Origin of the sequence: Actinosynnema sp. NPDC053489 (assembly GCF_044544865.1) — a bacterium.
In the GTDB taxonomy this organism is placed as follows: domain Bacteria; phylum Actinomycetota; class Actinomycetes; order Mycobacteriales; family Pseudonocardiaceae; genus Actinosynnema.
Genome location: NZ_JBITXT010000001.1, coordinates 74,197 through 87,085, shown reverse-complemented (window position 1 = coordinate 87,085; position 12,889 = coordinate 74,197). Strand labels below are relative to the sequence as shown.

Genomic DNA, 12,889 nt, shown 5'->3' with positions numbered 1-12,889 from the left:
TGTCGGCGCCGTCTTGTACGTTCTTGACGTGGGCACCCTCGACGTGGGCACCGACATCTCCGCGTGGCGGCCCGCCGTGCCGGGCATCGAGGAGGTGCTGCACGCGCGCTTCACCGACCACGCCTACCCGGCGCACACGCACGACGCCTGGACGCTGCTGCTCGTCGACACCGGCACGGTGACCTACGGGCTGGACCACCGCGAGCACGGCGCGCCGCCCGCGTCGGTCACCCTGCTGCCGCCGCACGTGCCGCACGACGGCCGCAACGCGACCCCGGAGGGGTTCCGCAAGCGCGTGCTGTACCTCGACACGTCGGTGCTGGGGCCGGAGCTGGTCGGCGCGGCGGTCGACCGCCCGGCGTTCGCCGACCCGGCCCTGCGGCTGCGCGTGCACCAGCTGCACGGCGTGCTGCGGGGCGGGGACGAGTGGGAGGCCGAGTCGCGGCTGGCCCTGATCGGCGACCGGTTGCGCGCCCACCTCACCCGGGCGCCGGCACCGGCGGCCGCGGGCTCCGGCCCGGCGCGGGCGCTGCGCGAGCTGCTGGACGCCCACGTGACCGACGGCCTGACCCTGGCCGACGCCGCCACGCTCCTGTCCGCCACCCCGGAAGGGCTGGTCAGGGCGTTCACGAGGGAGTTCGGCCTGCCGCCGCACCGCTACCTGACGGGCCGCCGCGTCGACCTGGCCCGCCGCCTGCTGCTGTCGGGCGAACCACCGGCCCGCGTCGCCCCGGCCGTCGGCTTCTACGACCAGTCCCACCTGACCAGGCACTTCCGCCGCATGCTCGGCACCGCCCCGGGTGCCTACGCCCGTTCGGGCGCCGCCCGCCGGGCGTCCTGACGACAGCCCCGCCCGCGACGCGCGCGCCGGGAGAACGTCACCCGGTCAGGTGACAGACGGCACGCGGGGTCGACGCGGATCGGGGACGCTGGACCGGGGGGCGCAGCAGGGGGGACGCAGCAGGGAGGTCCACGATGTTCATCCCGGTGACCGGCATCCCGGTCGACGACCAGGACAAGGCCCTGGCCTTCTACACCGACGTGCTCGGCTTCGTGAAGAAGGCCGACATCCCGGTCGACGGTGCCAAGTGGCTGACCGTCGTCTCGCCCGACGCGCCCGACGGCGTCGAGCTGCTGCTCGAACCGGACGGCAACGCGGGCATCCTCATCGACGGCCAGCCGGCGGCCCGGGTCTACAAGAGGACGCTGCACGACGCCGGCCTGCCGTTCACCATGCTGGGCAGCACGGACCTGCGGGCGGACTACGAGCGGTTGCGGGGGCGCGGGGTGCGGTTCACCCAGGAACCGACGAAGACGGACTTCGGGGCGCAGGCGGTCTTCGACGACACCTGCGGCAACCTCATCGTGCTCGTCCAGCGCGACTGACCGGCGCGACCGGCCACCGTCAGCCCTCGCCGCCCACGATGTCGTCGATGAACCGCTCGGCGTAGTCGCGCAGCTTGACGTTGTCGCGCTGGGACCGCTCGACCAGCATCTCGAACGCCTGGTCCGCGGGCACCCGGTGCACGGCCATGACGATGCCCTTGGCCTGGTCGATGACCGCCCGGGAGGTCAACGCCTGGCGCAGCTGCGCCACCTGCTCCCGCGCCCGCAGGTGCCCGCGGGCGTGGCGCAGCGCGGTCTCCACGGCCGTGGTGTACAGCTCCAGCACGGCCGCGTCGAGCTCGCGGAACCCGTCGTCGCGCTCGCTGTAGAGGTTGAGCGAACCGGGCGTGTCCTCCTCCACGCACAGCGGTGAGGACAGGTAGCCCGCCACGCCGAACCCCGCCACCTCCGCGCCGAACGCGGGCCACCGGTCGAGCAGCTCCGCCGGCACCACGTGCACGACCTCGCCGGTCCGGGCGGCGTGCAGGCACGGCCCCTCCCCCGCCCGGTACTGGGCCAGGTCGATCTCCAGCGCCTCCCGCCGCGTCGCGGCACCGGTCACGGGGCCGTCGTCGGACAGCAGGGTCACGCTCACCAGGTCAGCGCCCGGGATCGCGTCGGCCGCCTGCCGGCAGATCCGGTCGAGGATGACTTCCAGGTCCTCCTCCGCGTCCACCATCTCGGACAGTCCCCGGACCGCGCCGGTGACGTCGTGCAACCGCCTGACCAGCCGTCCGGTGACGTGCTCGTCCGACGAGGCCCGCTGCCCGCCGCCCATCGCCACCTCGCCTCCTCCGGAGCCCGCCTCCACCGGCTCGCCCGGCCGTCACCTGCTTATCGTGCCCACTCCGCCGGGTCCTCACACCCGGTCCGGGCGGTCACGCGGCGGTTTCCGGGACCCAGTCCTGGCCCGTGTCGCGGGTGAGCAGCGCCACCACGTCCTCGATCCGCCCCCGCAGCTGGAACGCCTGCCGCTGGCGGACCGCGCCGTTGCCGTGCTGGAGCACCTTGGTGAGCAGCGCGTTGACCGCGCGCAGCTCCCCGGTCCGGCGCAGCGCCGGCCGCACGTGGCGCACGAGCCGGCGCAGCAGCTCGACGGCGGGGACGCGGCGGCCGGTGAACAGGTCGACGCCGTCGCCGGTGATGCCGTCGTGGGCGGCCCGCCAGTAGGCCGCGCGCAGCGCCTCGTCGGTGACCGGCAGGGCCCGCCCGCCCCGGCGGATCGCCCCGAGGGCGGTCATCACCAGGCCGCGGACCAGGGCGGCGAGCAGCACCGACTCGTCCACCGTGGCCGGCACGTCGCTGACCCGCACCTCGACGGTCGGCAGGTGCTCCGAGGGCCGCACGTCCCAGTAGACCATCGCCCGGTCGAGCAGCGCCCCGGTGTCGACCATCATGTCGACCACGGCGTCGTAGTGCTCCGCGGACGTGAAGTAGGGCGGCGCGCCCGAGCACGGCCACCGCCCGGTCAGCACCGAGCGCCAGCTGGCGTAGCCGGTGTCGACGCCCTGGTGGACGGGCGAGTTGGCGGTGAGGGCGAGCAGGACGGGCAGCCACGGCCGCAGGTGGTTGCACACCTGCACGGCGGTCTCCCGGTCGGGCACGGCGACGTGCACGTGGCAGCCGCACACCCCGTGCTCGGCGGCGAGCAGGCCGTAGTCCTCGCCGATGCGCCGGTAGCGGTCGGTGTCGTTGATCGGCTGACCGGTCGGGCCGGTCAGCGGGACGCCCACGGCGAGCAGCCGCGCCCCCGCCTGGAGGGCCGCCGCCCCGGCCACCGACCGCGCGGCCAGCAGGTGCCCGCGCGCCTCGCGCACGGTGCGGCAGACGGGCGTGTTGCTCTCCACCTGCACGCGGGTCAGCTCGGGCTGGAGGTCGCCGCCCAGCCGCGTGGCCAGGTCGACGACCTCGCGGGCGACCGGGACGGGCGCGCCGCCGGTCGGGTCGACGACCAGGAACTCCTCCTCGACGCCCAGGGTCGGCACGTCGGCGTCGGACGGGACCGGGAGATCAGCGTTGATCATGGTTTCCCCATCGTTCGGGTGGTGACCGCGCGCGGCGCGCCGTCGCCACGGGCGGGCCGACGGCTCCCGCACGGAGGCGACCGCGCACGGTGTCGGCACGCTGCTTGACCGACGAGTCCCGCCCGGCGGTCCGCGAACCACCCGGAGGGGTCACCGGGAATACCACGCACGAGTGATGGCAAACCGGGGCTTCACCAGGTGGTTCCACCGCCGCGGCAGGGGTACTCGACCCGTACGTCAAACAGTCGGCGACACGCAGCGCGCGGTCGGCCAGCACGTCGGTCGACGAGCGCTTCGAACCCACTGGGACCCGCCATGGACATCACGCCCAACCCGGATCGCGGCGCCATCGTCACCTACCTGAACCCGGACGTGCTCGACCCGACCGCGTTCCTGCGCGGTGTCGTCGTCGGGGACCACGTGGTCGACCCGCAGACGTCGCACGCGTGGGTCCCGGTCCTGCTGCCCGACTGCACGATGTGCGTGCTGGACGCGCGGAACATCATCGAGGTGCACCCGCCGGGCGGCGCGTGACCGGCGCTCAGCGCGCGTCCTCCTCCTGCCACCGGTGCACGCCGGCGGCCTGCGCGTAGGACAGGTGGCCGCCCAGCGCGCCGCCCGCGCTGAGCGCCGTGAGCCCCGCCAGCAGCCAGGCGCGGGTGGACCACACGCCGCGGCACCGGGTCGAGGCGAGGAAGCAGCCGGCGGCCAGGACGTTCCCGGCGGCGTGCAGCAGCCCCACCCGCCGCTGGCGGACGTCCAGGTGGGCGAAGTCGGCCAGGCCGAGCAGCACGGTCGGCGGCGTCGCGGCCAGGCCGACCTTCACCAGCTGCCGCGCGGCGGCGTGCCGCCCGCCCAGGTCGAGCACGGCGGAGCACACCCAGGCCCCGATCGGCAGCGTCACCACGAGCGGGTGCACGGGGTGGCCGAGCCACTCCCCGCGCAGCAGCCGGTCGACCTCGCCCCGGCCGACGACCCGCCGCACCGCCCGTGCCACCGCCCCCGAAGGGCCGTCGAGGGCGTCGAGGGACTCGGCGGCGTGCAACGTCCGGCGCAGGTTCATGCGGCCCGAGTACCCGGCGTCGCGGTGGTGAACCGCGCGCCGCGCCGGCGTGCTCACCGCGGGTCGCGATCGGTGAAGGCGACGAGCCCGGCGCGGGCCCGGAACGGCTCCAGGTCGGCCCGTTGCCGCGCGGCTCGCTCGATCAGGTGGTCGAAGTCGACGTCGGGCAGGCGCGCCGCGAGGCCCGCGAGGTCGCGCAGCGTCGCCCAGAGCTGCTTCTTGCCGTCGATGCCCATCGCGAGGAATTCCAGCTCCTCGAACCGGCTCAGCGGCGAGTACGACAGCAGCCTGCCGTTGGGCTTGAGCCTGCCGACGCGCTCGCCGACGAGCGCGAGGCCGGTCTTGACCGGGTCGGTGCGCACGCCGAGGCGGCGCATCACGTCGCGGAACGCCTCGACGTCCTCGGCGATCGCCGTCGCGACCCCGGCCAGCACCTCCCCGAGGTCGGTGCCGCGGTTGTTGCGGCTCGCGCGGCGGGCCAGCTCGCGCCACGCCACGCCCATCGCGAGCTGGTCCCTCAGGTAGATGCCCAGGAAGTCGTCCACGGCGACGAGGTACCCGGCAGGCGTCGGGCGAACCCGGGTGGGTGCCCGGACGCGCCGGACGGGTTCGGACCCCCGGCCTATGCTGGCGCCGTGGCGCAGGAAGGGCTTCAGGAGCGGGGACCGCGGCAGGAGGGACCGGGGGCGCCGTTGCGGGCCGACGCCGCCCGCAACCGCGAGCGGGTGCTGGAGGTGGCCCGCGCCCGGTTGGCGGCCGGTGACGACTCGCTCCAGCTCAACGCCATCGCCAAGCTCGCCGGGGTGGGCGTCGGCACGGTCTACCGCCACTTCCCGACCCGGCACGCGCTGCTCGAAGCCCTCGTCGCCGAGCGCTTCGCGCTCCTGGTGGAGCAGGCACGGGCCGCGGCCGCGCGGGACGACCCGGCCGACGGCGTGCGCCTCCTGCTGCGGCACACGCTCGGGATGATCGCCGTGGACCCCGGCCTGGCGGCGGTGCTGGAGTCGGCCGACCGGGGCGGGGAGCCGACGGCCGCGCTGAAGGCGGACCTGGACCGGGCGGTCGCGCGGCTGCTCGACCGGGCCGTGGCGGCGGGGGTCGTCCGGCCCGACGTGCGCGCCGACGACATCCGGCACCTGGTGTGCGGCGTGCAGCACGCGCTGCGCACCGGCGGCGAGGACCCGCGCCGGGTCGAGCTGTACCTGGACGTGCTGTTCGGGGGTCTGCGGCCCACCGCGTGAGACGAGAAACCGGATACCTATCCGCTTCTGCTACGGTGGCAGCAAGTGGATAGGTATCCGGTTCATTGACGGGCGGTGTGCGGTGGTGCGTTCAGCGGTGGTCACGGCGGGGACGGGCGGTATCGGGCTGGAGACGGCGGTGGGGTTGGCCGAGGCCGGCTTCCGCGTCACGGTGGTCGGGCGCAACCCCGATCGCGGCGCGGCGGCGGTGGAGCGGATCACCGCGGCGGCGCCGGAGCGCCCCGCCCGCTTCCTGGCGGCCGACCTGTCCTCCCTCGGGGAGGTGCGCGCCCTGGCCGACCGGATCGCGGCGGACGGGCCGCTCGCGGTGCTGGTCAACAACGTCGGGGCGATGTTCCCCGAGCGGCGGGACAACGTCGACGGGGTCGAGGCGAGCTTCGCGGTCAACCACCTGTCGCCGTACCTGCTCACCGAACTGCTGCTGCCCTCGCTGGAGGCGGGCGCGCCGAGCCGCGTCGTCGCCGTGACGTCGGGCGCGATCCGGGTGGCCAAGCGCTCGTTCGGCGCCGTCGAGCCGACCGGCGGCTACTACGGCTTCCACTGGTACGGCCGGGCCAAGCTCCTCCACCTCGCCTACGCGCTCGACCTGGCCCGGCGGTTGGACGGCACGGGCATCTCGGTGTTCGCCGCGGACCCCGGCGGCGCGGCGACGGACATGACCGACGGGACCATGCGCGACCCGCGCATCGTCACCCCCGGCCTGCGCCTGCTCTGGCCGCTGGTGCGCCGCACGTTCGACCGCGCCACCTCCGGATCGGCCGCCGCGGCGGCGAGGTCGTCGATCGCCGCGGCCACCGACCCGTCGCTGGACGGCCGGACGGGCGTGGTCCTCGGGCCGGACGCCCGGCCGGTGCGCCCGTTCCACGTGGCCACCGACCCCCGGGTGGTCGAGGCGGTCCGCGGGTTCAGCGAGCGGTGGGCGCCCACCACCGCGGTGGTACGCCGGGACGAGGGCGTGCAACCCGGGGTGTAGGCCGGTCGACAACCCCGGAGGGACGACTCGCGGCCGTCCCCGTTCCTACGCTGCCCGCACCTTGTCGGAAGAGCGAAGGGAATCCGGGATGCACACCGTTGAAGTGCTTGCCGCCGCCAGTGCCTACACGATCACCCCCGGCCGGATCGCCGCGTCGGCGGGCGGGGTGGTCGGCCTGCTCGGCGTGGTGGTCGGCGGGGTGGCCCTGGCCCGTCCCGGGAGCCGGGTCGGGGTCGCCTCCGGCGGACTCGGCGCCGCCGCGGCGCTGGTCGCGGGCGTGGTCGGGGTCGTCCTCGGCGTGGTCGTCGTGACCACTTCGGACGGTGGGATCGGGACGGGCAACGGGCGCGGCGGCGCGTACGTGGCCCTGGTCGTGGGCGCGGCCGCGCTGGTGCTCGGCGGGCTCGCGCTGGCGCGCTCGCGTCGCGTGCGGGCCTGACACCGCGTCAGGACCGGGTGAGCCAGCCCGGCACGGCGAGGCCCGACTCGTAGGCCAGGACCACCAGCTGGGCCCGGTCGCGCACCCCCGTCTTGGTCATGACGCGGCTGACGTGGGTCTTCGCCGTGGCCGGGCTCAGCACCAGCCGGGCCGCGATCTCGTCGTTGGACAGACCGGCGGCGACCAGTGCCATCACCTCGCGCTCGCGCTCGGTGAGCACGGCCAGCCGCGGGCCGGGGTCGGGATGCGCGACCCGGCCGGCGAACTCGGCGATCAGGCGTCGGGTGACGGACGGCGCGAGGAGCGCGTCACCGCGCGCCACCACCCGCACCGCGTGGATCAGCTCGGCCGGCTCGGTGTCCTTGACCAGGAAGCCGCTCGCGCCGGCCCGCAGCGCGCCGTAGACGTACTCGTCCAGGTCGAACGTGGTCAGGATGATCACCCGGACGCCGGTGCCCGCGGTGATCTCCCGGGTGGCGACCAGGCCGTCCGAGCCGGGCATCCGGATGTCCACGAGGGCGACGTCCGGGCTCAGGTCGCGGGCGAGCCGCACGGCCGCGGCGCCGTCGGCCGCCTCGCCCACCACCTCGATGCCGTCCTCACCGTCCAGGATGGACCGGAAGCCGGCGCGCACGAGGGTCTGGTCGTCGGCCAGCAGCAGGCGGATCACGCCGGCACCCGGTCCGCGCGCAGCGGCAGGCGGGCGAGCACCCGGAAGCCACCGCCGGGGTTCGGGCCCGCGGTCAGCGAGCCGCCCAGCGCCCGCGCCCGTTCCCGCATGCCGAGGATGCCGTTGCCGGGCGCGCCCGGCACGCCCGTGCCGTCGTCCTCGACCTCCACCAGCACCTCCCCGTCCGCGGACCGGACCCGGACCACGACGGCGGTCGCGCCCGCGTGCCGGGTCACGTTGGTCAGGGCCTCCTGGACGATCCGGAACGCGGCCCGGCCGACCTCGGGTGGCAGCGGCCCGGTCTCGGCGAGGTCGACGCGGATGTCCAACCCGGACCGACCGGCGTCGGTGACGAGGTCGCCGAGGCGGTCCAACCCCGGTGCCGCGCCCTCCTGCCGCAGGGCGTCGAGCGCGGCGCGCAGCTCGTGCAACGCCTCCTTGCCGGCCTGCTTGATCGCGGCGAGGGCCTGCTCGGAGCGGTCCGGGTCCGGGCGGTGCAGCGCGGCGGACGCCTGCACGGTGATCAGCGACAGGTGGTGGCCCAGCGCGTCGTGCAGCTCGCGGGCGATGCGCAGGCGTTCCTCGGTGGCGCGCCGCCGGGCCTCCTCCTCCATCCGCCGCTCGGCGGCGAGGGCGTGGGCGCGGGCCTCGGCCAGGTAGGCGCGGCGGTTGCGCGTCACGCCGACCACCACCGCGACGAGCCAACCGGCGTGCAGGAACGTCGCCCCGTTGTCGGCCCTGTCGTAGCTGTCGGCGAACGCGAAGGCGAGCACGGACGCGACGCCGAGCCCGATGGCGACGGCGAGGTGGCCCTCGTCCACCGCGGTGTAGAGCGCCACGACGAAGACGACCATGATCGGGCCGGGTTGGTGCAGCAGCACCCCGTAGGCGCCAACCGCGACCAGCGCCACCACACCGACCGCCACGGGGTGGCGGCGACGGGCGCACAACGCGGCGGAGGAGACCAGCACGGCGAGCAGCGCGGCCCACTCGGCGGGCGCGTCGAGGCCGTGCGACTGCACCAGGAGGCCGAGGAGGGCGATCAGCCCGGCGACCGGCGGCACGGCGGCGCCCACCACCCGGCCGCGCCACCCAGACATGCGCCGAAGCCTAACCCCCGGCCCGTGAGCGGGGGTCAGGCTTCGGCGGTGGCGGGGTTCCGGTGCTCGCGTCAGTGGACGCGCCTGCGGCCGTAGAACCCGGCGGCCAGGCTCACACCCACGGCGGCGAGCACGACCTGGATGATCACTTCGATCCAGTCGATGCCGCGGGTGTCGCCGACGCCGATCGCGTTGGCGATGAAGGTGCCGATGATCGCGGCGACGATGCCGACGACGATGGTGAGCCAGATCGGGATGTTCTGCTTACCGGGCGCGACGAGTCGACCCAGAGCACCGATGATCAGGCCCACGATGAGCGCGCTGACGATGCCGGCTACAGTCACGTTCACTCCTTAGAGTCAAGTGACCTTCAGGTACCCGATCACCGCTCGGATCACACACGGACCACACAATTTTCCGGGAGCGGTCCCAGACAGCTCGGGCGGGACGGCTCAGGCGGCGCAGAACTCGTTGCCCTCCGGGTCCCGCATGACCCACCAGTGCCCGACCGGGCCCTCGTCGTGCTCGCGGACGCGGGTGGCGCCCAGCCCCTCCAGCCGGGTCACCAGCGCGTCGAGCCCGCCGGGCTCGCTGTGGACGTCGACGTGCAGCCGGTTCTTGCCCGCCTTGGCCTCGGGCACGTCCTGGAACAGCACCCGCCGCCCCCGCCCGACCCCGCTGACCGGGTCGAACGGGTCGTCGGGGTGCCGGATGCCCGCGTACCCGCGGAAGTACTTCCGCCCGTTGTGCTCGACCACCGCGTCCTCGCCGATGCGCCCGGCGGCCAGCAACTGCTCGATGAGCGCCCCGGGGTCCTCCACCACGTACTCCAGGGCGGCGGCCCAGAAGTCCGCGAGCGCGGGTGCGTTCGTGCTGTCGACGACCAACTTCCAGCTCAGTGCCATGTAACCGGTTATATCGGTTACAACTCGCCGACCGCAAACCGGCGCACGGGGAGCGCTCGACCGATCACGGTGCGCGACCCGCCGGGCCCGGGAACGACGAAGGCCGGCCCGGGGAGACCCGGACCGGCCCGTCGTCGGTCAGCCGGTCAGCTGCTGACGGAGGCGGAGAAGTTGTCGACCGCCAGGCCCACGCCGCCGTTCCACGGCTCGAAACCGGCCTGGATGCTGGTCAGGTACCAGGACGTCGTGATCGCGCCGCGGTTGCGGACGTCGTTGACGAAGTCCAGCACGCTGAACGACCACGAGTTGATCGGCGACGGTGCGACGTAGGAGATCACGTTGTTCGAGCCGTTGCTGCCGCGCCAGACCTGCCACGTGCGACCGCCGACGGTGGCGTTGCCCACCGCGCTGCCGATCGGCTGGATCGAGCCCTGGCGGTTGAACCAGATCATGATCTCCATCTGGTTGACGCCGTTGGTCTTGGGCGTCGGGTCCAACCAGATGTCGTAGGAGGCGTTGTACGTGCCGCCCACGTAGGTGTAGCTGATCGAGGAGGACGCGCTGCGGATCCGGCTGACCTGCATCGGCAGGGTGGTGCCCGGCGAGCAGTTCGAGTAGTGGCAGCCGAAGAACACCGAGGGGTACGACAACGGCGCGCCGTTGGTCGGGGCCGAGCCCGCCTGCTGGGTGATGCGGAAACCGGTCGAGGTGACGTTGATGCACTGGGTGGCCGAACTGCCCCAACGGTTGTTCTGCACCACGTAGCGGCCCTGGATCGTGGTCGATCCGTACTGGTCGCAGATCGTGGTGTCGGCCTGGGCGGCCGGTCCGGCGGCGACGATCGCGCCGGCGGCCATCAGACCTGCCAGCACGAAGGCACGGACGGTGCTTCGCATGGAACTCCTTCCGAAGGGTCCACGACGGCGGGGATCTCCTGGGAGCGCTCCCAGGGTAACCCGGAATTCCTCCGCCCGCATACGACGAACCGGTGATGGCTCGGCGAGGTGACCGATCCTCACGTGCTCCGGTCAGGCGAGCCCCTGCGGGAACGCCAGCACGCGGTCCGGGTCGTAGCGACGCGCGACCCGGCGCAGCCGGGGCAGGTTGTCGCCGTAGTAGGCCGTCGCCCAGTCCGGCATGTCGGGGTCGATGTAGTTGACGTACCCGGTGCCGTGGCCGATGCCGTCGCGCAGGTCGGCCAGGATGCGGCGCGCCTCGGCCTCGCTCACCCCGACCACGTCGACGTACGCCTGCGCGCTGGCGATCGCCCGCCGGTGCGGGAACGCGGTCGCGTCCGGCCGCACCCGCCCGATCGCGCCGCCGAACGTGTCGAACTGCGCGCGCCCCGTGCGCCGGCCGTCCAGCAGCGCGACCACCCGGGCCGGGTCGACCGGCCGGTGCAGCATCCGGGACGAGGCCACGAACGGCGAGCCGTCGTCGGGTTGGCACGCGGGCAGGCAGCCGGCGAAGAACCGCATCGCGGTGCCGTAGTCCATCGGCAGCACGGTCCGCTCGGTCATCGCCACCTTCGCGGCCAACCGGTCGAGGTGGCGGTCCAGCTCGCGCCCCGGTCCGATCCAGCTGCCGATGACGACGGCGGGCGGCGGGCCGCCCGCGCCCACGTTGCACGCCGACCACAGGCCGTCCGGGGAGCCGGCGATCCACTCCTGCCACGCGCCGAGCACGTCGGTCGCCGCGCCCGCCGGGAACCGGAGCACGAACGCGGTCACGTCCGGCGCGGGCGCGGTGGCGAAGGTGAACGACGTGACGACGCCGAAGTTGCCGCCGCCACCGCCGCGCAGCGCCCAGAACAGGTCCGGTTCGGTGCCCGCGTCGGTCCGGCGCACCCGGCTGCCCGGCGTCACGACACGCGCGGCGCGCAGGTGGTCGCACGTCAGCCCGTACGCGCGGCCCACCACGCTGATCCCGCCGCCCAGCGCGAGCCCGGCGATGCCGACCGTGGGGCACGACCCGGCGGGCAGCAGCCGACCCGCCCGCGCCAGCCCGTCGTACAGGTCGATCATCCGCGCGCCCGCGCCGACCTCGACCCGGCCGCCGTCGCCGACCCGGATCGCGCTCATCGCCGACACGTCCACCACGAGGCCGTCCTCGGGCACGGAGTAGCCGGCGTAGCTGTGCCCGCCGCTGCGCGCGGCGACCGGGACGCGCTCCCGCGCCGCGAACTCCAGGCACCGGGCGACGTCGGACTCGTCGGCGCACAGCGCGACGGCCGCGGGCCGGCGGTGCGCGTACACCGTGTTGTACGGCCGGCGTGCGGTGTCGTAGTCGGCGTCGCCGGGCAGGACCAGCCTGCCGGTGAGGCCGCGGCGCAGCCGGTCCCAGTCCCGCTCCCACGCCCCCAGCGCGACGAGCCCGGTTGCCTGCATGAACGTCCTGCGCTTGATCTCCATGAGCACTACCCCCCGCCCATGGTCCTCCCCTCGTCCGACGGGGCACTCCGCCGATCGGGCGAGTTCAGGCCCGCGGCGCGGCGGCGAGCAGGGTGAGCGCGGCGCGGCGGCCGTGGTCGCCGGCGTCGGCCGGGCCGTGGTGCGTGGCGACGACGGTCGCGCCCTCGACCAGCATGAGCAGTTGCCGGCCGAGCAGGGCCGGGTCGGCCGCCCCGGCGCGTTCGGCGATGCCGGTGAACAGGTCCAGGTAGCGCCGGAGGTGGCGCGAGGTGATGGCGCGCACCGGCTCGACGTGGTGCTGGGCGGCGGCGTTGAGCATCGCGCAGCCGCGGAACCGGGGCCCGTCGTACCAGCTCTGGAAGGCGTCGAAGACCGCGGTGAGCTGGTCGGCGGGCTCGGGCCCGGCGGCGTCGACGGCCTCGGCCAGCCATCGCGTCAACCGGTCGCTGCGCGCCTCCAGCACCGCCTCCACCAGTCCGTCCTTCGTGCCGAAGTGCCGGTAGAGCGTCTCCTTGGACACGCCGAGGCGCGCGCACAGCTCGGCGACCCCGATGCCGTCCAGGCCGCGTTCGTACAGCACGGGGGTGGCCGCGTCGACGATGGCGGCACGGGTGCGCGCCGGGTCGATGGTGGAGCCCTTGGCGACCGGCATGCCA

The 12,889-nt window shown here is 74.6% G+C and carries 17 protein-coding genes; 6 read left to right on the top strand and 11 right to left on the bottom strand.

All coding sequences use genetic code 11. From position 1 onward, the window contains the following. Window positions 1–28 precede the first annotated feature (28 nt). The gene (locus ACIGNX_RS00375; RefSeq protein WP_396534677.1) at window positions 29–841 is read left to right on the top strand and encodes an AraC family transcriptional regulator; all 813 of its coding nucleotides are present in this window, start codon (window positions 29–31) and stop codon (window positions 839–841) included. A 134-nt stretch (window positions 842–975) separates the two neighbouring features. After that, a complete protein-coding gene (locus ACIGNX_RS00370; RefSeq protein ID WP_396534675.1) occupies window positions 976–1,386 on the top strand; it encodes a VOC family protein in 411 nt (136 codons plus the stop codon). A 19-nt stretch (window positions 1,387–1,405) separates the two neighbouring features. Here ACIGNX_RS00370 and ACIGNX_RS00365 read toward each other — a convergent pair whose 3' ends face one another. Further along, window positions 1,406–2,164 (bottom strand): ANTAR domain-containing protein, encoded by a 759-nt coding sequence (locus tag ACIGNX_RS00365; protein WP_396535630.1) that lies wholly within the window; start codon window positions 2,162–2,164, stop codon window positions 1,406–1,408. A gap of 100 nt (window positions 2,165–2,264) precedes the next feature. After that, a complete protein-coding gene (locus ACIGNX_RS00360) occupies window positions 2,265–3,410 on the bottom strand; it encodes a glutamate--cysteine ligase (protein ID WP_396534673.1) in 1,146 nt (381 codons plus the stop codon). A gap of 315 nt (window positions 3,411–3,725) precedes the next feature. Between ACIGNX_RS00360 and ACIGNX_RS00355 the strand changes: the two genes are divergently transcribed. Then, window positions 3,726–3,944 (top strand): hypothetical protein, encoded by a 219-nt coding sequence (locus ACIGNX_RS00355; protein WP_396534671.1) that lies wholly within the window; start codon window positions 3,726–3,728, stop codon window positions 3,942–3,944. 7 nt (window positions 3,945–3,951) lie between these two features. On the opposite strand, the gene ACIGNX_RS00350 is transcribed toward ACIGNX_RS00355, so the two are convergent. Together ACIGNX_RS00350 and ACIGNX_RS00345 are read right to left on the bottom strand one after the other, a co-directional pair. Continuing rightward, window positions 3,952–4,473 carry a DUF2231 domain-containing protein gene (locus ACIGNX_RS00350; RefSeq protein WP_396534670.1) on the bottom strand — a complete coding sequence of 174 codons (522 nt, stop codon included), beginning with the start codon at window positions 4,471–4,473 and terminating at the stop codon, window positions 3,952–3,954. Between the two features lie 53 nt (window positions 4,474–4,526). Continuing rightward, the gene (locus ACIGNX_RS00345; RefSeq protein ID WP_396534668.1) at window positions 4,527–5,018 is read right to left on the bottom strand and encodes a hypothetical protein; all 492 of its coding nucleotides are present in this window, start codon (window positions 5,016–5,018) and stop codon (window positions 4,527–4,529) included. A gap of 90 nt (window positions 5,019–5,108) precedes the next feature. On the opposite strand from ACIGNX_RS00345, the gene ACIGNX_RS00340 reads away from it, so the two are divergent. The 3 genes from ACIGNX_RS00340 to ACIGNX_RS00330 all read left to right on the top strand — a co-directional run bounded on the left by ACIGNX_RS00340 (window position 5,109) and on the right by ACIGNX_RS00330 (window position 7,147). Then, window positions 5,109–5,714 (top strand): TetR/AcrR family transcriptional regulator, encoded by a 606-nt coding sequence (locus tag ACIGNX_RS00340; protein ID WP_396534666.1) that lies wholly within the window; start codon window positions 5,109–5,111, stop codon window positions 5,712–5,714. An 85-nt stretch (window positions 5,715–5,799) separates the two neighbouring features. Then, complete coding sequence (locus tag ACIGNX_RS00335; RefSeq protein ID WP_396534664.1) at window positions 5,800–6,708, top strand: SDR family NAD(P)-dependent oxidoreductase; 909 nt, start codon at window positions 5,800–5,802, stop codon at window positions 6,706–6,708. An 88-nt stretch (window positions 6,709–6,796) separates the two neighbouring features. Then, the gene (locus tag ACIGNX_RS00330) at window positions 6,797–7,147 is read left to right on the top strand and encodes a DUF6223 family protein (protein WP_396534662.1); all 351 of its coding nucleotides are present in this window, start codon (window positions 6,797–6,799) and stop codon (window positions 7,145–7,147) included. A 7-nt stretch (window positions 7,148–7,154) separates the two neighbouring features. On the opposite strand, the gene ACIGNX_RS00325 is transcribed toward ACIGNX_RS00330, so the two are convergent. The 7 genes from ACIGNX_RS00325 to ACIGNX_RS00295 form a co-directional block, all read right to left on the bottom strand. Then, entirely contained in the window at window positions 7,155–7,817 is a 663-nt protein-coding gene (locus ACIGNX_RS00325; protein WP_396534660.1) for a response regulator, read from the bottom strand. Further along, window positions 7,814–8,917, bottom strand: coding sequence for a sensor histidine kinase (locus ACIGNX_RS00320; protein WP_396534658.1), 1,104 nt, complete (start codon window positions 8,915–8,917; stop codon window positions 7,814–7,816). The genes ACIGNX_RS00325 and ACIGNX_RS00320 overlap by 4 nt, the downstream gene beginning before the upstream one ends. A gap of 71 nt (window positions 8,918–8,988) precedes the next feature. Continuing rightward, the gene (locus ACIGNX_RS00315; RefSeq protein ID WP_396534656.1) at window positions 8,989–9,261 is read right to left on the bottom strand and encodes a GlsB/YeaQ/YmgE family stress response membrane protein; all 273 of its coding nucleotides are present in this window, start codon (window positions 9,259–9,261) and stop codon (window positions 8,989–8,991) included. A 108-nt stretch (window positions 9,262–9,369) separates the two neighbouring features. After that, on the bottom strand, window positions 9,370–9,822 hold the full coding sequence (locus tag ACIGNX_RS00310) for a VOC family protein (RefSeq protein WP_396534654.1): 453 nt from the start codon (window positions 9,820–9,822) through the stop codon (window positions 9,370–9,372). Window positions 9,823–9,968: 146 nt separating this feature from the next. Further along, entirely contained in the window at window positions 9,969–10,718 is a 750-nt protein-coding gene (locus ACIGNX_RS00305; RefSeq protein WP_396534652.1) for a glycoside hydrolase, read from the bottom strand. 132 nt (window positions 10,719–10,850) lie between these two features. After that, window positions 10,851–12,233, bottom strand: a complete 1,383-nt coding sequence (locus tag ACIGNX_RS00300; protein WP_396534650.1) for an FAD-binding oxidoreductase — start codon at window positions 12,231–12,233, stop codon at window positions 10,851–10,853. Between the two features lie 64 nt (window positions 12,234–12,297). After that, window positions 12,298–12,885 (bottom strand): TetR/AcrR family transcriptional regulator, encoded by a 588-nt coding sequence (locus tag ACIGNX_RS00295; protein ID WP_396534648.1) that lies wholly within the window; start codon window positions 12,883–12,885, stop codon window positions 12,298–12,300. Between the last annotated feature and the right edge of the window lie 4 nt (window positions 12,886–12,889).

Bases quoted from the DNA above. Each gene is read 5' to 3' on its own strand.
- ACIGNX_RS00365 (WP_396535630.1), bottom strand. From the start codon at position 2,164: ATGGGCGGCGGGCAGCGGGCCTCGTCGGACGAGCACGTCACCGGACGG.
- ACIGNX_RS00310 (WP_396534654.1), bottom strand. From the start codon at position 9,822: ATGGCACTGAGCTGGAAGTTGGTCGTCGACAGCACGAACGCACCCGCG.
- ACIGNX_RS00300 (WP_396534650.1), bottom strand. From the start codon at position 12,233: ATGGAGATCAAGCGCAGGACGTTCATGCAGGCAACCGGGCTCGTCGCG.
- ACIGNX_RS00320 (WP_396534658.1), bottom strand. From the start codon at position 8,917: ATGTCTGGGTGGCGCGGCCGGGTGGTGGGCGCCGCCGTGCCGCCGGTC.
- ACIGNX_RS00360 (WP_396534673.1), bottom strand. From the start codon at position 3,410: ATGATCAACGCTGATCTCCCGGTCCCGTCCGACGCCGACGTGCCGACC.
- ACIGNX_RS00350 (WP_396534670.1), bottom strand. From the start codon at position 4,473: ATGAACCTGCGCCGGACGTTGCACGCCGCCGAGTCCCTCGACGCCCTC.
- ACIGNX_RS00330 (WP_396534662.1), top strand. From the start codon at position 6,797: ATGCACACCGTTGAAGTGCTTGCCGCCGCCAGTGCCTACACGATCACC.
- ACIGNX_RS00370 (WP_396534675.1), top strand. From the start codon at position 976: ATGTTCATCCCGGTGACCGGCATCCCGGTCGACGACCAGGACAAGGCC.
- ACIGNX_RS00305 (WP_396534652.1), bottom strand. From the start codon at position 10,718: ATGCGAAGCACCGTCCGTGCCTTCGTGCTGGCAGGTCTGATGGCCGCC.
- ACIGNX_RS00295 (WP_396534648.1), bottom strand. From the start codon at position 12,885: ATGCCGGTCGCCAAGGGCTCCACCATCGACCCGGCGCGCACCCGTGCC.
- ACIGNX_RS00355 (WP_396534671.1), top strand. From the start codon at position 3,726: ATGGACATCACGCCCAACCCGGATCGCGGCGCCATCGTCACCTACCTG.